Source organism: Brasilonema octagenarum UFV-OR1, from assembly GCF_963888615.1.
Lineage (GTDB): Bacteria > Cyanobacteriota > Cyanobacteriia > Cyanobacteriales > Nostocaceae > Brasilonema > Brasilonema sennae.
Genome location: NZ_CAWPKW010000168.1, coordinates 58,215 through 77,029, shown reverse-complemented (window position 1 = coordinate 77,029; position 18,815 = coordinate 58,215). Strand labels below are relative to the sequence as shown.

The window sequence follows — 18,815 nt, the reverse complement described above, 5'->3', positions numbered from 1 at the left end:
GTGCTGCGGGAGGGTCTCCCTCCGCAGGCATCTGGCGAACCCGAAGGGGTTTCCCCACAGAGGCGACGGGCGTTCCCGATAGGCGCAGCCGTGCCGTAGGCATAGGGAGGTTCCCTCCGTTGTAGCAAGTGCCGTTCATTAGTCATTAGTCATTAGCATTAGAAGCAAAGTACTAATAACTAATCATTAACAACTAAGCTTTCGTTATTACTAGCATTCCCATCATATCGTTTGCAACAGGGTAATGTGTTGCTGCTGCAAAACGAACTTTTTGGAGCTATCTCTATAAATTTCCTGTAAACTTAAATTTGGATTAGCGTTTATTTTGTTGTTTCATCGCCACTTTGTGTCATTCATAGCCAATGGTAGCGCTTCCTGCTGGAGCTTCATCATGAGCAGATACTGCGCGCAGCGCGATCGCTATCACTTCAGCAGACAAATCAAGGAATTTAAGTTCATCTTCGCTCAAAGTCTGGGGTTCTTGCCACTGTAGTGATAAGACTGCCAATACTTCTTGGCAATAGGTTATCGGAATAACCAGATGTGCTTGAACTTTGTTATCGCAGTAGTCAGCAACACCAAGCAACTTTTCGTCATTAAGTACATTGAGCGAGATTTGCATTTCGTGAGTAACGATACGCTGTGCGTCAAGCCTTGGGCTTATCGCCTCAATTGTAAGTGGATCTTGAGCGAGCCAGTTTTTCACTTTACCTGTCGTACTGTAACTTCCTTGATTTGCAGCCAAGGTATTACCCTTTACTAACTGCAATATACAGTTATGAGTTGCAAAATTTTCACCAAATGCCCTAGCAATGGAGTTGAGAGTTGTTTCCAAACAAGTATATTCTTGAGTAACCTGCACTAAAACACTCAGTAGTGCTATTTGAGCGTGAGCACGTTGCAATTCTTCTGTACGTTGCTTGAGTAAATCGTAAGTTTGGGCTGCTTGTTGGACAACTGCCTTCAATTGCCCTGGATCCCAAGGCTTGGTGATAAACTTATAAACCTGTCCTGTATTAATCGCCTCTACTAAGTCTTGAACATCAGTAAAACCTGTAAGGATAATTCTTAGGGTATCTGGAAACTGAGGCACTGTCTTACTTAGAAACTCAGTTCCCTTCATTTGGGGCATTCGTTGATCGGATATAATCACAGCTACTTCCCCTTCAGTTGCTAAGATTTGCAGAGCCTTCATACCACTGTCTGCTTTCAAGACATGAAAGTCGCGGCGGAAGGTGCGGTAAAGTAAATCGAGATTATCTTGTTCGTCATCAACTACCAAAATTTTTTGCTTTTTTGGTTTTTCTATACTCAATAATGGATGGCGAATCTTATCCAGTTCAGGAGTTTGATTATCCATAAAAACTTTCTAAATCCTTATCGGACAATTTTGTTATATTTCATACCAGCTTCGCTTGGAAACATCATACAAGCAGAAGCAGCAGATACCCGGATCATTTGTGAAGAAATTGACTATTTAAATCTTTTTTACTTATTTATACGAAAAAAATTAGGCGACTAATTTTGATTTTTCAGTATAAAAACGTAATTTAAAAAAGAAAAAACATTTTGCTATAAGACGTAAGCAATAATATTGTAAAACTTCACTTGCTGAATCGATAGAAATACTCAGCTACAGGAAATATAAAGAAACATCGGTTGAGCGTATGAAGACGGAGGCGATTTGAATCACCGTTTTTGGTAAAATGCAACAAGCAATGAACTGCTCTCCCTTGAAGTTGTTAGTGGATTATGACTGACCAACCACCCAATGCTCAAAATTCGGATAATAGTGAAATCGCACAAGAATTGGTGCGAAAGCTCAGACAAAAGCAAGGCACCTGGGTGGAATGGGGAATTGCGATCGCCCAACTGCAAAAACTTGGTTATGATCCCCAAGCCATATTTGAAGGAACTGGATTTGAGCCGATACAACAAAATCAAGTCGTTGTTGGCTCTCAAGTATACAATTCCATAGAAAAGGTTGGTGCATCTCAAGCAGCGCGATCGCATTACTCAACACGAGGTAGTGATGTTTTGTACGAACTACGCCTACTCACCCAAGAAGAACGCGCAGCAGCTGCAGAACTCACCTTCCTGCACAAACTTGACATTGATGAGGCGCGGGAAGTCGCCAAAGCAGTAAAGGATTTCTCTCGCTTTGGTACCCTACCAGAGGGGTTTGAAAGTCATCCGGGAGATGCTGTAGCATATCACTGTTGGAAACTCGCCCGCCAAAACTCAGACTTACAAGAACGCTCCCGCCTGATAGCAAAAGGTATACGTTTCGCTCACTCACAAACAGCAAGGAAGCAAATCGAACAGTTATTAACAGATTTTACGGTAGTCCCCAAACGTCCTGCTCCCTTGTTGCCCTTTTATCGCCTGGACTCTGAGGAAGAATTACCGCGTATGATACCAGTTGTGGGTGAGTTGCCAATAACCGCACAAGATTTCAAAGCAGTACCCATAGTAGAAGGGATAGAACCATTTGGTATGGTCAAGTTTGCTGGAGAGCAAGCTTGGGTAGCGTTACCAGGTTGGCAGATTTTGTTGAGTGCAGAAGATCCAGTGGTGATTTTGTGCAAGAGCAATAGCTTTCCCAACCAAACACAAAATTCCTCACAACCTGTGTTAGTTGTTGTAGATCGGCAAGAGCGAGAATGGGACTCTAACAGTTACTTTGTTGTTGATAACTCTGGTGAATTAGATTTCCAATGGTTTGAAACAGCACCGGAAATTCCCATACTTGGGAAAATTATTGTGATTGTGCGACCAAAGAAGATTTTGGATGAAAATGTGACCAAGGACTTTTGGCAGATTGACGAGTGAACTACCTACACTGACCTAACGGTACAGTGTAAGCTTCCCAATTCATTGGGGATTGCCTCAGCCTTCATAGATTTTTTACGTCCTGAAGACTTTGGTCTTACATCCCCATCACAAGTTAGCAAAAGCAATATCTGATTGTGGATGGGGAACTTTTACCAACTTTTTAGCTTACAAGCTAGAACGCGAAGGTGCAAAGTTGGTTTAAATTGACAGATGGTTTCCCAGTTCTAAACTGTGCTCTAATTGTTTCTATCAGATGGGTGAAATGCCGTTAGATGTGAGGGAATGGACTTGCCCTCATTGCGGTACTCATGATGATCGAGATGGTAATGCAGCCATCAACATTAGAGCGGAAGGAATCAGAATGCTTGCACTGAGCGGTGTCGAAGTGCTAAAGGTGAGCCAGTGCGGTCTTGGGGTCTCCCCAAGTGGAGCAACTGGCGAACCCGTAAGGGCGGAAGGTTCAGCCGTCTGGTGCTGTAGGAGGGGAGGTAAGACCCAAGATGGGACGAAAGTCTCATTTAGGGCACTCGCCTATGAGTACAGAAGCCCCGTCCGCCTATACGGCGGGGTAGTTCACGTTTGATTTCTTCACCAGAGTTCGGCGGCTTTACTTCTATGAAGCCTCCACTAAAGTACTTGATGTTTTCACTTTAAATAAGTTGATTGATAGAATAAAATATTATTTTTATTCAAATTTATAAATTCAACTAATCAAAAGATGAAATACAAAAAAAGGTAGAGCTGTTGGATGCTCTACCTTTGTTTTATCAGAAGAATAAAGAAATATTAAGTCTTCTTTGTTTCTATTCAACGACAGGGGTCAACAATTCCCGGCGCTGTTCAGCTCTGACAATCACATTACCAGTGTCATCCACATCAACAATGGCTGTATCACCATCTTTAATGCGACCAGACAGAATCTCTTCCGCTAGGCTATCTTCTAACAAGCGCATAATTGCCCGACGTAATGGTCTTGCGCCGTAGCTAGGGCTATAACCTTCTTCGATGAGACGGTTGTTGAATCTATCGGTGACTTCCAGTGTGATGCCTTTTTCTGTCAAGCGACCAAACACTTCCTTGAGCATGATCGTGGCGATTTGAGAGACCTCTTCTTTGCTCAATTGACGGAAGACGATGATTTCATCCAGTCGGTTGAGGAACTCAGGACGGAAGTATTGCTTGAGTTCTTCGTTAACCAAGGATTTAATCCGGTTGTATTGCGCTTCTGTTTGATCTTCAGCGACATCAAAGCCGAAGCCGCTACCACTCTTCTCGATTACCTTGGAACCGATATTGGAAGTCAAAATCAGCAAGGTGTTCTTGAAGTCTACGGTGCGACCTTTCGCATCGGTTAAGCGACCGTCTTCTAAAATTTGCAATAGCATATTAAAGACGTCGGGGTGTGCTTTTTCGATTTCGTCGAATAGCACAACTGTGTAAGGACGACGACGCACAGCTTCGGTCAGTTGACCACCTTCGTTATATCCGACATAACCAGGAGGCGAACCAATCAGCTTGCTGACGGTATGGCGCTCCATATATTCCGACATATCTAGGCGAATCATCGCTTCTTCGGAACCGAAGAAGTAAGAAGCCAAAGCTTTTGCTACCTCGGTTCTACCTACACCTGTTGGACCAGAGAAAATGAAGCTAGCAATGGGTCGATTAGGATTTTTCAAACCGACACGAGCGCGACGAATTGCACGTGAAACTGCTTTGACAGCATCTTCTTGACCAATCAAGCGTTGATGCAGGGTGTCTTCCATGTGCAGCAGCTTCTCGGATTCAGATTCGGTGAGTTTGTTCACCGGAACTCCTGTCCAGGAAGCGACAATGTGAGCAATGTCTTCTTCGGTAACGACAGGTTCGTCACCTTCAGTGCGACTACCGTTGGTCTTGCTTTGAGCAATGGCGCGAATTTCGGCTTTGATTTCCATTTCGCGATCGCGCAACTCCCCAGCTCTATCAAAGTCTTGAGCGCGGACTGCATCGTCTTTTTCTTTCAAAATCTGACGCAGTTCTTTGTCCAATTCTTTAGCTGCAGGGGGTAATTGCGAGTTAATCAAGCGAACCCGACTTCCTGCTTCGTCAATCAAGTCGATTGCTTTATCTGGAAGGTAACGGTCACTGATATATCTATCAGATAACTTCGCCGCTGCAAGCAAAGCTTCATCGGAGATTTTCAGCTTGTGGTGCTGTTCGTAGCGCTCGCGCAGTCCATAGAGAATCTCAATCGTCTCATCAACTGACGGTTCACCCACCATGACTGGCTGGAAGCGGCGCTCTAGGGCTGCATCCCGCTCGATGTGTTTGCGGTATTCATCTAGAGTTGTGGCTCCGATGCATTGCAATTCACCTCGCGCCAAGGCGGGTTTGAGGATATTTGCTGCATCGATTGCGCCTTCTGCCGCACCTGCACCAATTAAGGTGTGGACTTCGTCAATCACGAGAACAACATTGCCCGCCTGACGGATTTCATCCATGATTTTTTTCAGGCGTTCTTCAAATTCACCCCGGTACTTGGTTCCGGCGACAAGTAAACCGATATCCAGGGTTACCACACGTTTGTCTTCTAAGATGTCGGGGACATCTTTATTAGCAATGCGTTGTGCTAAACCTTCGGCGATCGCGGTTTTACCTACCCCTGGTTCCCCAATCAGGACGGGATTATTTTTTGTCCGCCGACCCAAAATCTGGATCACCCGTTCAATTTCTTTGGCGCGTCCTACTACAGGATCGAGTTTGCCATCTGCTGCCATTTGGGTCAGATTTGAGCCAAACTCGTCCAATGTCGGGGTTTTATTTCCACGTGGTTGACCACCAGCGCTCACCTCAGCTGTTTCTCCCAGCATTCGGATCACTTGGGTTCTTACCTTAGAAAGGTCCACTCCTAGGTTTTCTAGAACTCTGGCTGCTACACCTTCCCCTTCTCGGATCAAGCCCAACAGCAGATGCTCGGTGCCAATGTAGTTATGCCCTAATTGGCGCGCTTCTTCCAAGGATAGTTCCAGAACGCGCTTTGCCCGTGGCGTAAACGGAATTTCCACAGCGACAAAGCCGGAGCCTCGACCTATGATTTTTTCTACTTCAATCCGAGCGTCTTTGAGATTGACACCCATAGACTTCAGCACCTTAGCCGCTACTCCGGTACCTTCTCCAATCAGACCCAGGAGGATCTGCTCGGTACCTACGAAATTATGCCCAAGACGGCGAGCTTCTTCTTGGGCTAGCATAATTACCTTTATGGCTTTTTCTGTGAAGCGTTCAAACATATGGCATTCATCCCATCACCTGCGTCGTGCCGGTACGCTGATTTTAGCACAGGCAAAGATTGCGGATGCTTGTATAAACAAATAGACATCCGACAATGTTTGACCCAGCTTGGTGGGACAATTGCTAATTTTTCATGACTTTTATTTAATTTTCTTTACTTTTGTACGGTCAGTGTGCTGAGGAGCGTAATCTTATTTACCTTTTTAGGCTTGACCACGGATAATAAGTGGCTGGATTAAAAAGTTTTTTATTCAATCCCAAATAACACCTAATATCATATTCTCAGTTTCATCTCAAGCTTTTTTTGAACTTTATGAGATTTTCTTATGTTATTTTAGAAAATAAACAGAAATTTTCATAAAAGCAGGTAAGTAAGAGGACTAGGATGCTTTTGTCAAGCGATCGCGAATGATAATGTCCCAGTCATATAAAGTTTTCTGAAATTGTGGCTGTTGCAAATTTCCAAGCCATAAAATCAGCGCGTCTTCATCATCTTTGTAATAGCGCCGCCGCCGCCCGGCTATTTTAAAGCCAAATTTTTCATATAAAGAAATTGCTGCTGAATTAGAAGCTCGCACTTCGAGGGTTGCTCGCTCTAAACCGCGTCTGCAAGCATTTTTCAGCACAGAATACAAAAGAGCCTGTCCAAAACCTTGACGGTGGTATTGAGGATGAACCGCCAAGATAGTGATGTGAGCTTCATCTAAAATTGACCAAAAACAACTTATTCCTAGTAGCCTGACAACAGATACACCAGAGAACAAACCCAATAAATCACTGTTAGGGCTATCTAACTCGCGTTGGTAGCCTTCGAGAGTCCATAAACCACCGAAGCAGATTTGGTCGAGTTCCAGCACTGCACTCAAATCTGCTGAAGTGAGGTGTTTGATTTCTAATTCTAATTTGCTCACACTTATTCGTAAAAGTACAACGCCTTTGTAAACTGAGAAGCGGAGGAATTACTCACGCCTATAATTTAGAGAAGGACAAATCTTATAGTTATGGTATCGACACACCCTGCTGGGGTTCAATATTCTGGTAGTCAGTATTTACCACAAGCAAACCCTCAAAACATCAGTCTTTCACCAAATCAGCAACTTTTGCCGTTAACAGCCAGAGTTAACAATCATGATCATCTCGAAATTGGCGGTTGTGACGTCACAACGTTAGTTGAACAATTTGGATCACCGCTCTATATTTTAGATGAGCAAACCCTGCGAACAGCTTGTCGTCAATATCAAGACAGCTTCAAACGTTATTACAAGGGGGAATCTCAGGTACTGTACGCTTCCAAAGCGTGGAGTTGTATTTCTGTTTGTGCGATCGCACACGATGCTGGTTTAGGAATAGATGTCGTCTCTGGGGGTGAACTCTATACAGCCCTGAGTGCGGGTGTCAATCCCGATAAAATCTATTTCCACGGCAATAATAAATCCCACCAAGAACTAACTTTTGCCATTGAGTCTGGCTGCATCATTGTAGTAGATAACTGGTATGAGTTACGTACTTTGGTGGATATAGCTAAACAAACAGCAACACAACGTTCTATCCGCATCATGTTGCGTTTAACGCCAGGTATCGAATGTCACACCCACGAGTATATTCGCACGGGACATTTAGATAGCAAATTTGGCTTTGATCCCAATCAACTAGATGATTTGTTTACTTTTGTCAGTCAACAATCTGTGATTAACTGTCTGGGATTACATGCTCACATAGGTTCCCAAATTTTTGAACGTCAACCTCATCAAGATTTAGCTGCGGTGATGGTGCAGTGGCTAAATAAAGCTGCTGGATATGGTTTATCGATCAAAGAGTTGAATGTGGGAGGCGGCTTAGGGATTAAGTATACAGAATCGGATGATCCACCTAGCATAGAAGAGTGGGTGAAACCGATTTGTGAAGTTATTCAACAAGCTTGTGCTGCAAACAATTTGCCTTTGCCCAAATTATTATCTGAACCAGGGCGTTCACTGATTGGAACAGCTTGTGTGACAGCATACTCTATTGGTTCATCCAAGGTAATTCCAGAAATACGTACCTATGTAGCAGTTGATGGAGGAATGTCTGACAATCCGCGCCCAATCACATACCAGTCTGTGTATCGCGCAGTCGTTGCTAACCGAATGTCTGCTCCAATAACAGAAAGTGTAACAATAGCTGGCAAACATTGTGAATCTGGGGATATTCTAATAAAAGATGCCCGAGTGCCAAAAATTGAATCTGGGGATATTCTTGTAGTTATTGCGACTGGTGCTTACAATTACAGTATGGCATCTAACTACAATCGTCTGCCCCGACCGGCAGCTGTTATAGTAGCGAATGGCGAAGCAAACTTGATTTTGCGACGCGAAACTTATCAGGACTTAATTCGACAGGACTGCCTACCGCAAAGACTTAAAAGCTAGTTATTACGAGCCACTGCGTCCTTCAGGTTTCCTGCAAGGAACGCTGTGGAATTAGGCAGTGTGCCCTTCGGCTGCGCTCAGGGTAAACTTTTACGGGTTTCCCGACAGTAGCGCAATTGCCGTAGGCGCAAGCGTACGCCAAAAGCATACGCGCAAGCGTCTCTTCGCGTAGGATATTAGCTCCTGCCAGAAGAAGCAGGTAAACAGGAACACAAAAGCAATGCTTTCGGGGAAAGCCTGTGTAAGTAGACTATAGAAAGCACGCAAGTGGCATTCATTAATTAATCACGCTATGAGCTGTTAACTGTTGATTCACTTTATTAGAGGCAAAAGGTTAAATCCAGAGTCATGGGAGATTGGTGGACGCAATGGCTGACAAACCTAGAAAGGTCACAGTCCTTGCTGATTGGGACTCTGGATATAGGGTTAGTACTGGCGCTCACGTACATGATACTTATCATTATTAATGAGCGCCGGACATTGTGGATGGTTAGAGGATTTATTGTTCTGATGCTCGCATCAGCAATCAGTAGCAGATTGCATTTACAACTGCTGAACTTTGTACTGGAAAAGTTAGTAATTGGCTGTGCTGTGGCAATGGCGGTTGCTCTGCAATCAGAGTTCCGCCGATTTTTGGAACAATTAGGACGCGGCGAATTCCAGCAGTTGTTTCAACCGTCCCGTCTGGCGGTTCCCAAATACAATAGTGTCATTGACGAAATTGTTGATGCTGTTAGAGAACTGTCAAAAAATCGAATTGGAGCTTTGCTCATTTTGGAAACCACTGGTCCTATTGATGAGCGGGATTTTTCTGTGCCAGGAGTAAAGCTGAATGCCGAAGTGTCAAAGGAACTTATACAGACAATTTTTCAGCCGAAAACTTTATTACACGATGGGGCGACGTTAATTCGTGGCTCGCGGATTGTGGCATCAGGTATAATCTTACCGCTATCGGGACGCACAGCCTCACGCCAGTTGGGAACACGCCACCGAGCGGCGATGGGAATTACTGAGCGGGTCGAAAATTGCATTTGTGTCGTTGTATCAGAAGAAACGGGTTCTATTTCCTTAGCGGAACGAGGTACCTTAAATAGACCGCTGACGATCACAAAGCTCAAAGAGTCTCTCGATACTCGCTTTTCTCCAAATGTGGATCGCGAACCTGGTGCTCCTGGTTTGTTAAGTTTGGGTCGTCAAATTCGTAGTAAGGTACTAGCACTCATTTCACGTTTACTCGGATTACCATCGACCGCTTCGCGACGAGATAAAAAATGACAGCACAACACACTGAACTACGAGATTTGCCCTCTGACTTGAAACAAGAATTCTTGCCCAGACACGTTGCAGTCATTATGGATGGCAATGGTCGATGGGCTAAGCGTCAAGGTCTTCCCCGGATTATGGGTCATAAAGCTGGTGTAGATGCGCTGAAAAATTTACTACGTTGTTGTGATGATTGGGGAATTGGAGCGCTAACAGCTTATGCTTTTTCAACTGAGAACTGGGGAAGACCAACCGAAGAAGTCGATTTTTTGATGACTTTATTTCAGCGAGTTTTGCGCCAAGAACTGCGTGAAATGATGAAGGAAAATGTTCAAATTAGATTTGTGGGTAATTTGAGTGTTTTACCTCTTGGGCTTCAAAAAGAAATTTCTCATTCAATGGAAGAAACAAGAAACAATCGCGGTATAAAATTCACCGTCGCAACCAATTACGGAGGTAGACAGGAGATTTTACAGGCGTGCCGTACAATTGCTCATAAAGCACAGCAAGGTTTGCTTCAACCAGATGAAATTGATGAGGCAACATTTGAACGTCACCTCTATACAGAAGGGGTTTGTGACCCAGATTTATTAATCCGTACAAGTGGGGAAATGCGGGTCTCGAATTTCCTTCTCTGGCAAATCGCTTATGCAGAAATTTATATTACAGAAGCCTTGTGGCCGGATTTTAACCGCAATGAATTTTATCGCGCCCTATGCGCTTATCAGCAACGAGAGCGTAGGTTCGGCAAAGTGTGATAAGAGGGGATGAGTACCGGACCAGGGAGAAGGCAGAAGAAGAGCTAATGTTCTTTTCTTCCCCCCCAACACCCCACAAGAGCGCCTCGTTTCCTCTTTTTACCTTACTCTCACACTGCCTGACCTTGTGTATCCTTCTTCTATGGTCCGGAAAAAACAGCCCGTTCTATGTCCTCTCGACTGAGGGAATACTTGAACGCACGTTGGATATCTTGTCCATCATCTCCAGCTTTGAGATACCGCACGATGATTTGCTCAATATCTAGCGAGAGTTCTGCTTGCCAAGTAGATCGCTGTAGCCGCCAGCAATGCAGTTGTTGTTCATCTCGTTGACAGCCTTGCTCTCTCAACCAATATTCAATTTGGGGGAGAGCATGGTTGTATAACGGTGTTTCCGGGGGAGGAAGAGCCATAATTTCAGTCAAGAGTCAATATTGACACTCATCGCACCTTTAGGCGCGAGGATTCTTGCTTCATCCGTCCTCCCTAGGTCTTCAAATGCAAGCATTCAAAATACCCCCGTTTGGATACGTCCACAAGCGCACACGGACTGCCCGACCGCGTTTGAAAGGATTTATTCAATTGCTTTTTACTCTTTCCTACACTATGTCGCACTCAGCTGAGCATTGTAGATGGGGAGCACCCAACTCTGCCTCACGATAGTCTTTTAGACTATGGGCAATATTATTATCCCGTATTTTTGGATACGCTGTCAATTCTGGAAAAGCCGTCCTAAAAGGACGGGGCTTTAGACCCAGCTTTTCGGTAAAAAGTTAAAAATTAGTTTTTAATTTGGAATTTCTGAAGGGACACTTGGTTGAGAAATAGTGGTATTGGGTTGTTGTATTGCTGGAGTATGTAGTCTTTGTGTTTGAAAGGCACCTTCACCACGGGTTAAGCCGATCGCGATCGCCAATAACAAGCAACCCAAAAGGGTTAATCCTAAAATAAACAAAGCAAAGATTTCACCAGCGCTGAGTGGGCGATCGCTGGCGTCAAGGTAAGCTGATTTAGACCAGTCGTAAGAATAGGAAACTGGGTGATTCAAGTCGGGGGGTGCTTGGATGACTCCAAAGCGGGAATAGCCAATTTTCAGGTCGTAGCTAAGCCGCCGTTCTGGGTTGCTTAAGGTAGCATACGCCTCGTTGAGTTGCTGAAATTTGGCAGTTGCTACAGCAGTGGGTAATTTTGTCGTATCTGGATGATAGTGCTTGCTCAATTCCCGGTAAGCACGACGGATTTCAATTACCGATGCTGAGGGATGCAGTCCTAGAAGGGAGTAATAGGTTGGTTTGCTGCTTTGTGGCATTGCCCCATTTTGATTCACAGCCGTTTCACTCACCTAGCTAAACGTTTTTTCTAATATTCTAAACCTAATTATTCCCTCAGCAGTTTAAATCCGTCACGAGTCTGTGATTGGTTGTTGGTTGTCAGTTGTCAGCTACTAGGCAGTAAGGGGGTAAGAGTATAGGGGAGCCAGTACTGATAGCGAAGCGTGGCACAAAGTGCCATAGGAGGTTTTCCCGACCTAGGTATCTGGCGTGTGTAGGGGCTAATTATCCCTGACACCCCTACACCCCTACACCGGCTTCGTTGGCGTACCAGACAGCAAAGAGCCCTTAGGCTTGGTCACAAACGACTACCAACAATTAACGATTCATCATCGCTATTTTACCAAATCGGTGCGGGGTTTAAAGGTTTCTATCTGTCGTAACTTTTCGTAAAGTTCACGTTCTTGTTCAGTAATATTTTTTGGAGCTACGATCTGAATTTCTACCAATTGGTCACCACGTTCACCGTTTTCCTTGGGGTAACCTTTGTTGGCAAGACGGAAGCGTTGACCTGAACGTACACCGGGGGGAATAGACATTTTTACTGGTCCGTCTAAGGTTGGCGCTTCTATCTGTCCTCCTAAAACTGCTTCAGTGGGAGTGACTGGAACCTGACAAAAAACATTTGAGCCTTCTATTTTAAATAAATAATGAGGGTTTACTGTAATTTTTAAGTATAAATCGCCATCATTGATACCTTGGTTTTTCAGGCGGATGGTTTGACCTGTGACCATACCAGGAGGCATATTGACTTCGAGCGAACGCCCATCTTCAAGCCGAATCCTCTCGCTTCCACCTTTGTATGCTTTTTCCAATGGTAACGTTAGTCTTGCTTCTATATCTCGGCGAGTGGGGCGAGAATTAACTGTGTATTGAACTTTTCTGTTTGTGGAACTAAAGGGATCACTCTCCACTCCAGTTGTGGAAGTTCCATTTTTGGTGTCTTTGCGAACACCTACACCAATGACTTGATTGATAAAACTATCAAAATCAGAATATCTACCAGGATCTACCTCTTGATTGCGGGTACGACCGTTTGTACGATTCCAGCCGTTTTCTCGTGAAGCTGCTTGTTTGTCAAAACCTTTTTGTTTCCAAAAGCGACTAAATTGGTCATATTGCGCCCGTTTCGCTGTGTCAGAAAGAACTTCATAAGCCTCTCCGATATCTTTAAATTTTTCTTCTGCTGCTTTGTTTCCTGGATTGAGGTCTGGGTGATACTGACGCGCTAACCGTCGATAGTTCTTTTTGAGATCTTCATTGGACGCATCTTTCGTTACTCCTAAAATCTCGTAGTAATCCCGAAAATTCTGCAAATTTGGCATAGTTTCAGTTGTTTATTTTTAAGTTTTAAATTCTCACTTTTTTAGTGGTTATTCATTAATTCTTTAACGACTAACTAATTACCTATTACCTCTTACAAACTACTAAATCCGAATTTAAAATCAACCTTTTTTTTCTGTTGATTTTATCTGTTAATACTTTTTTTGAGGTACTAGGGGCGGGGTTTCCCGCCTTAATATCTATCAGACGTTATAACCAATTATCATCGTCATCATCCCAATTATCCTGGTAGCTAGGACGGGGTTTGCGTGAAGAACCGGTGTTATCAGAGGAACGATCTCTCCTGTCATAATCTCTGTTGTAGTCCTTGTTATAGTTCCTGTCTGTGTCATAGTAATCGCGATCGCCCCTGGCGGGGCTTCGCCCATCGCGTTCGCGGAGCGTGCCCGGAGGGCTCAGCGGGCGCTCTGCGCCATCGCCCCTTGGGCGGCTTCCTCCAAACGAATCGCGGTATGTATCCCTTTGATAATCGCGATCATCGCCTCTTAGGCGGCTTCCTCCTGGAGGATCTCGGTCTTTTTCGCCAGTGAAGATTTCACGGATAGTACCAAACAAGTCATCCTCTTCATCATCAACGTAGTACTGGCGGATCTCACGGTTTAGATCATATAAGGCATCTTGCAAGTCGGCGTAAGCTTGGTCAATCCCTCTGTCATCATTTTCTTTCAAACTTTCGCGCAGTTCTCGGCAGATATTATCAATTCTTTGGCGGCGGCTGCGAGCAAGCTGCATGCCAAAATCCAACGCCACTTCTCTAAGTTGTCGTTCTGCTTGGATAATCAATGCTTCAGCACGAGTGCGTTTTTCTACCCGTTCTTTCCGCTCTCTGTCAATTTCAGCATATTTTTCAGCATCCTGAATTGCCTGCTTGATTTCCCCTTCGCTCAAGGTAGAAGCACCTTGAACTGTAATACTTTGTTCTCTGCCTGTGGTTCTATCCAGAGCGGTCACCTGTAATATTCCGTTCGCGTCTATATCAAATGATACTTGTACTTGCGGAATACCACGTGGGGCTGGAGGAATACCATACAGTTTAAACCGTCCGAGAGACTTATTATCTACTGCCATCTCCCGTTCGCCTTGGACGACGTGGACTTCCACTGTATTTTGATTATTTTCTGATGTGGAAAAAATATCAGAGCGGCGTACTGGTATGGTGGTGTTGCGGGGAATCAGTTTTTTCATGACGCCGTTGACGGTTTCTAATCCCAAAGACAGGGGTGTCACATCTAACAGCAGGACATCCTTGAGTTCACCAGCGAGAATACCCGCTTGTATTGCTGCACCTACGGCCACAACTTCATCTGGATTGACATTTTGGTTGGGTTGTTTGCCAATCATTGCTCGTACAACCTGCTGTATCATTGGCATTCGGGTAGCACCACCAACCAGCACTACTTCATCAATATCTGCTGGTGTTAAACCAGCGTCTTTCATGGCGCGTTTGACTGGAAGGCGTACACGTCCAAGTAAGTCATCAGACAAACCTTCAAACTCAGAACGAGTCAAACGAGTTTCGAGATGTTTTGGACCTTCTTGATCAGCAGCGATAAAAGGTAAATTAATATCGGTGACGCTGACAGAGGAAAGTTCTATTTTGGCTTTTTCAGCTGCTTCTAACAAACGTTGTAAAGCTGAGCGATCGCGTCTTAAATCTACCCCTTCAGTTTCCAAAAATTTCTCTGCCAACCAATCGACTATTTTTTTATCAAAATCGTTACCACCGAGTTGCGTGTCTCCACTTGTGGATCTGACTTCAAACACTCCATCCCCAACGTCTAAAATCGACACATCAAACGTGCCACCACCCAAGTCAAAGACTAATATAGTTTCAGTGCTGCCGCGATCCAATCCGTAAGCCAAAGAAGCGGCTGTCGGTTCATTGAGAATTCGTAGTACTTCCAAGCCTGCTATTCTACCAGCATCTCGTGTTGCTTGCCGCTGAGAATCATTAAAATAAGCAGGTACGGTGATGACTGCCCCTGTCACTGGACTACCCAAGTACTTACTGGCGTCCTCTGCCAGTTTCTTTAGTACCATTGCGGAAATTTCTTCTGGAGCAAAATCTTTATTTAGACGAGGACAAGAAATTTTAATGTTACCAACTTCATCTTTGCGGATAGTATATGGGATTCGCTTGGAATCTGGACTCAGTTCGCCATACCTGCGCCCAATGAAGCGTTTAACGGCGAAAAAGGTATCTTGTGGGTTGAGGAGGGTTTGCCGTCGTGCCATTTGCCCAACAACTCTTTCGCCTTCTTTGGTGAAGCCAACTACGGAGGGAGTCGTTCGCATTCCTTCTGCATTGGCAATCACCACCGGCTTGCCACCCTCCATGACGGCAACTACTGAGTTGGTTGTACCCAAGTCAATGCCGACTACCTTGCCCATGCGTTTTTGTTCTCCTATAGTGTCTTATAAATTAATTTGTTTAGATCTAATGCTTGATTTATTGTATCTTGCTGTTGAGAATTACATGGTCAAACAGTGTTCCTTGTTAGTTAATTTGTGAATCTAAAGAACGAAATCGAAAATCACCTTACCTCGATCGCCCGCGATCGCGATCCCTATCTAGCTACTGCTGGACATTTCTTTGTCCAAGAATACATTCGTCAACAATTTGCTCAATGGGGAAGTGTGGAAATCCACACCTTTAAAGTCGGGAGCAAAACTTGTCAAAACCTCATTTTGAATTTACCTTCACAACCTGAGTCCGAAAAAAGAGATTTGCCTCCTATTTTAATTGGTGCCCATTATGATGCTGTTCCTGGAACGCCAGGCGCTGATGATAATGCTACAGGTATAGCAGTTTTGCTGGAATTGGCAAGAATGTTTGCTGCCCAACCAACAAAATATCCCCTGCGGCTGGTAGCTTTTGATATGGAAGAATACGGCTTATTAGGTCCTTCTGGTGCTTCTGAGTATGCAGCCGAGTTGCGACAACAAGATCAGCCGCTACGGTTAATGATTTCTCTAGAAATGTTGGGCTATTGCGATCGTACCCCTGGTTCGCAAACTTACCCATCTCCTTTAGAACGCTTTTACCCAAATCGTGGCGATTTTATTGCTTTAATTGGCAATTGGCGCACAATTCGTGACTTAATTTCTATTAGCCGCAGTATTCGTAAAGTTGGCGTACCCAGCCATTGGCTACCAGTACCTAACAGAGGTTTAATACTTCCACTGACTCGACGAAGTGATCATGCACACTTTTGGGATCAAGGTTATCCTGCAATGATGGTGACAGATACAGCCAATATGCGAAATCCAAACTATCATAAACCCAGCGATACTATTGAGACTTTGGATTTAGATTTTCTGACTGGTGTTTGTCAAGGATTAGAAAGTGGTATTCGGTATTTGTGAAAAAATCGATATGTTTTGATTGAGCAGTATTGAACTAGAAGGTTTAGAACAAGAGTTTTTAAAATATGTTTATCAACAACAGGTAACCTTATTATGGTTAAGACAAGTATCAGAAAAAAAATCACATTAGAAGATTTTTGAGCGCTTCCAGAAGGAGATGTCAACTATGAGTTTGTAGATAGTTATGCAGTGCCTAAAGTTTCTCCTAAATTCTTTCATTCGACTTTATAATTAACTCTGTGACTCTTGCTTCGTACTTGGTGTCAAGGAAAAGGTAGAATCGGTTCAAAGTGGGCAATTATTTGAAAACGTCAGGGGCAAGATTGGGCACCTGTACCCGCTTTGACTTATATTGATTACCAAAGTTTACCTAAAAGCTGGAAGCGCAATGAAGCTTGTCCTGTTCCTCCAGAATTGGTAATCTAAATTATTTCTCCAGACCAAACAATGAAGGAATTTGAAGACAAAGCACGAGATTATTTTGATGCTGGAGTGTCACGGGTTTGGATTGTCGATCCAGAAGCAATAACTATCAAAGTTTTTGTCTCGGCTGAAGAAAGTCAAGTTTACAGTGATAATATGCCGATTGTGGATACTCTGTTTCCTGGTTTGGAGTTAACAGTTAGACAAGTTTTTGAAGAGGCAGAATTGCTTTGAATGTTGGTGGTGCTTTTGTAGTTACGAATAATTAGAATTTGTTACCCAAAGTTAAGAAAACTTTTTAAGTGAGTTATTGTCTGTGAACTAAGTTTACGGAGTTTTTTCTGCAACAGGCAATAGTATCAGCTTAAACCGCTAGAATAGAGATTTGGAGCATTGTGCATCCGGTTATGAGTCTTCCTATAGTTGCTATTATTGGTCGCCCGAATGTGGGCAAATCTACCTTGGTCAATCGTCTTGCCGAGGAACAATCTGCTATTGTTCATGATCAACCAGGTGTGACGCGCGATCGCACTTATAAACCAGCATACTGGCGCGATCGCGACTTTACAGTTGTTGATACTGGTGGTTTAGTCTTTAATGATGATACCGAATTTTTACCATTGATTCGTCAACAAGCAATGGCAGCCCTAGCAGAGGCAAGTGTTGCTATTTTTGTAGTAGATGGTCGCACAGGACCAACACCCGCTGATGAAGAAATTGCTGAGTGGTTGCGACAACAAAAAGTCCCTGTTTTGCTAGCTGTCAATAAATGCGAATCCCCAGAACAAGGTTTGATTCAAGCTGCCGAATTTTGGGAATTGGGTTTGGGGGAACCTTTCGCCATCTCTGCTATTCATGGAAGTGGTACAGGAGACTTACTTGACGTAGTGATTAACTACCTTCCTGCTACAGCAGAAGTACCAGAAACCAACGAGATTAAAGTAGCAATTGTGGGACGTCCCAATGTTGGAAAATCCAGTTTATTGAATACTTTTGTGGGAGAAACAAGGGCAATTGTTAGCCCAATTTCTGGTACAACCCGTGATGCAATTGATACTATTGTGGAACGAAACGGGCAAATTTACCGCTTGATTGATACGGCAGGAATTCGCAAAAAGAAGAATGTAGAATATGGTCCGGAATTCTTTAGCATCAACCGCGCTTTTAAAGCAATTCGTCGCGCTGATGTGGTTTTATTGGTGATAGATGCCCTTGATGGTGTCACCGAGCAAGACCAAAAATTAATTGGGCGGGTTACTGAAGAAGGTCGAGCTTGTATTATTGTGGTCAATAAGTGGGATGCTGTCGAAAAAGACTCTTACACCATATATGATTACGAAAAACATCTGCAAGAACGACTGCATTTTACTGAATGGGCAGAAATGATTTTTGTCAGCGCCTTGACTGGACAACGGGTAGAAAAAATTTTGGAATTGGTTGATAAAGCAGCCGAGTCACACAAACGTCGTGTGAGTACAGCGGTGATCAACGAAGTTTTGGAAGAAGCAATAGGTTGGCACTCGCCGACAGTCTCTCGTGCTGGACGCCAAGGCAAAATTTACTATGGCACACAAGTTAGTAGTCAACCGCCTACAATAGCATTGTTTGTCAACGATTCTAAACGCTTTAACGATAACTACCGGCGCTATATCGAGCGACAATTTCGGCAACATTTGGGCTTTCAAGGAACTCCTATCCGTATACTATGGCGGAGTAAAAAAGCCCGTGAAGTCGAAGGTACTAATGCCAATCGAGCAACCCGCGTGTAATAGTGGTCACAAGTCATCAGTCATGAGTCTTTGGCAATTGACTAA

14 protein-coding genes and 1 pseudogene are annotated in these 18,815 nt (G+C 44.0%); 8 read left to right on the top strand and 7 right to left on the bottom strand.

Annotation, left to right across the window (positions count from 1 at the left end):
• Positions 1-349 precede the first annotated feature (349 nt).
• Positions 350-1,360: a response regulator gene (locus tag AC5590_RS11765; RefSeq protein ID WP_169263972.1), complete on the bottom strand. Its 1,011-nt coding sequence runs from the start codon at positions 1,358-1,360 to the stop codon at positions 350-352.
• A 392-nt stretch (positions 1,361-1,752) separates the two neighbouring features.
• On the opposite strand from AC5590_RS11765, the gene AC5590_RS11760 reads away from it, so the two are divergent.
• On the top strand, positions 1,753-2,832 hold the full coding sequence (locus AC5590_RS11760) for a RuBisCO accumulation factor 1 (RefSeq protein WP_169263971.1): 1,080 nt from the start codon (positions 1,753-1,755) through the stop codon (positions 2,830-2,832).
• Between the two features lie 106 nt (positions 2,833-2,938).
• Positions 2,939-3,407: pseudogene (locus AC5590_RS11755) on the top strand (RNA-guided endonuclease InsQ/TnpB family protein); the annotation flags it as partial.
• A gap of 231 nt (positions 3,408-3,638) precedes the next feature.
• Here the strand turns inward: AC5590_RS11755 and AC5590_RS11750 are convergent.
• Complete coding sequence (locus AC5590_RS11750; protein ID WP_169263970.1) at positions 3,639-6,107, bottom strand: ATP-dependent Clp protease ATP-binding subunit; 2,469 nt, start codon at positions 6,105-6,107, stop codon at positions 3,639-3,641.
• Between the two features lie 381 nt (positions 6,108-6,488).
• Positions 6,489-7,019: a ribosomal protein S18-alanine N-acetyltransferase gene (gene rimI, locus AC5590_RS11745; protein ID WP_169263969.1), complete on the bottom strand. Its 531-nt coding sequence runs from the start codon at positions 7,017-7,019 to the stop codon at positions 6,489-6,491.
• Between the two features lie 90 nt (positions 7,020-7,109).
• On the opposite strand from rimI, the gene lysA reads away from it, so the two are divergent.
• The 3 genes from lysA to uppS all read left to right on the top strand — a co-directional run bounded on the left by lysA (position 7,110) and on the right by uppS (position 10,537).
• On the top strand, positions 7,110-8,516 hold the full coding sequence (gene lysA, locus AC5590_RS11740) for a diaminopimelate decarboxylase (protein WP_169263968.1): 1,407 nt from the start codon (positions 7,110-7,112) through the stop codon (positions 8,514-8,516).
• 348 nt (positions 8,517-8,864) lie between these two features.
• A complete protein-coding gene (gene cdaA, locus AC5590_RS11735; RefSeq protein WP_169263967.1) occupies positions 8,865-9,791 on the top strand; it encodes a diadenylate cyclase CdaA in 927 nt (308 codons plus the stop codon).
• Positions 9,788-10,537: a polyprenyl diphosphate synthase gene (gene uppS / locus AC5590_RS11730; protein WP_169263966.1), complete on the top strand. Its 750-nt coding sequence runs from the start codon at positions 9,788-9,790 to the stop codon at positions 10,535-10,537. Before cdaA ends, uppS begins: the two co-directional genes overlap by 4 nt.
• A gap of 140 nt (positions 10,538-10,677) precedes the next feature.
• On the opposite strand, the gene AC5590_RS11725 is transcribed toward uppS, so the two are convergent.
• From AC5590_RS11725 to dnaK, 4 genes are all read right to left on the bottom strand, one after another.
• Entirely contained in the window at positions 10,678-10,950 is a 273-nt protein-coding gene (locus AC5590_RS11725; protein ID WP_169263965.1) for a DUF3143 domain-containing protein, read from the bottom strand.
• Between the two features lie 374 nt (positions 10,951-11,324).
• Entirely contained in the window at positions 11,325-11,846 is a 522-nt protein-coding gene (locus tag AC5590_RS11720) for a J domain-containing protein (protein WP_169263979.1), read from the bottom strand.
• 357 nt (positions 11,847-12,203) lie between these two features.
• A complete protein-coding gene (locus AC5590_RS11715) occupies positions 12,204-13,193 on the bottom strand; it encodes a DnaJ C-terminal domain-containing protein (protein WP_169263964.1) in 990 nt (329 codons plus the stop codon).
• Positions 13,194-13,401: 208 nt separating this feature from the next.
• Complete coding sequence (gene dnaK, locus AC5590_RS11710; protein WP_169263963.1) at positions 13,402-15,603, bottom strand: molecular chaperone DnaK; 2,202 nt, start codon at positions 15,601-15,603, stop codon at positions 13,402-13,404.
• A gap of 117 nt (positions 15,604-15,720) precedes the next feature.
• Here dnaK and AC5590_RS11705 point away from each other — a divergent pair, with 117 nt between their 5' ends.
• The 3 genes from AC5590_RS11705 (at position 15,721) to der (ending at position 18,770) form a co-directional block, all read left to right on the top strand.
• Positions 15,721-16,578, top strand: coding sequence for a M28 family peptidase (locus AC5590_RS11705; RefSeq protein ID WP_169263962.1), 858 nt, complete (start codon positions 15,721-15,723; stop codon positions 16,576-16,578).
• A gap of 426 nt (positions 16,579-17,004) precedes the next feature.
• Entirely contained in the window at positions 17,005-17,235 is a 231-nt protein-coding gene (locus AC5590_RS11700; protein WP_318284531.1) for a Uma2 family endonuclease, read from the top strand.
• A 173-nt stretch (positions 17,236-17,408) separates the two neighbouring features.
• Entirely contained in the window at positions 17,409-18,770 is a 1,362-nt protein-coding gene (gene der / locus AC5590_RS11695) for a ribosome biogenesis GTPase Der (protein ID WP_169263961.1), read from the top strand.
• Positions 18,771-18,815 lie beyond the last annotated feature (45 nt).

What these genes read in the sequence shown, in the direction of transcription:
- AC5590_RS11765 (WP_169263972.1), bottom strand. Translation starts at nt 1,360, where the DNA reads ATGGATAATCAAACTCCTGAACTGGATAAGATTCGCCATCCATTATTG.
- AC5590_RS11760 (WP_169263971.1), top strand. Translation starts at nt 1,753, where the DNA reads ATGACTGACCAACCACCCAATGCTCAAAATTCGGATAATAGTGAAATC.
- uppS (WP_169263966.1), top strand. Translation starts at nt 9,788, where the DNA reads ATGACAGCACAACACACTGAACTACGAGATTTGCCCTCTGACTTGAAA.
- AC5590_RS11720 (WP_169263979.1), bottom strand. Translation starts at nt 11,846, where the DNA reads ATGCCACAAAGCAGCAAACCAACCTATTACTCCCTTCTAGGACTGCAT.
- AC5590_RS11715 (WP_169263964.1), bottom strand. Translation starts at nt 13,193, where the DNA reads ATGCCAAATTTGCAGAATTTTCGGGATTACTACGAGATTTTAGGAGTA.
- dnaK (WP_169263963.1), bottom strand. Translation starts at nt 15,603, where the DNA reads ATGGGCAAGGTAGTCGGCATTGACTTGGGTACAACCAACTCAGTAGTT.
- AC5590_RS11725 (WP_169263965.1), bottom strand. Translation starts at nt 10,950, where the DNA reads ATGGCTCTTCCTCCCCCGGAAACACCGTTATACAACCATGCTCTCCCC.
- cdaA (WP_169263967.1), top strand. Translation starts at nt 8,865, where the DNA reads ATGGGAGATTGGTGGACGCAATGGCTGACAAACCTAGAAAGGTCACAG.
- der (WP_169263961.1), top strand. Translation starts at nt 17,409, where the DNA reads ATGAGTCTTCCTATAGTTGCTATTATTGGTCGCCCGAATGTGGGCAAA.
- AC5590_RS11750 (WP_169263970.1), bottom strand. Translation starts at nt 6,107, where the DNA reads ATGTTTGAACGCTTCACAGAAAAAGCCATAAAGGTAATTATGCTAGCC.
- lysA (WP_169263968.1), top strand. Translation starts at nt 7,110, where the DNA reads ATGGTATCGACACACCCTGCTGGGGTTCAATATTCTGGTAGTCAGTAT.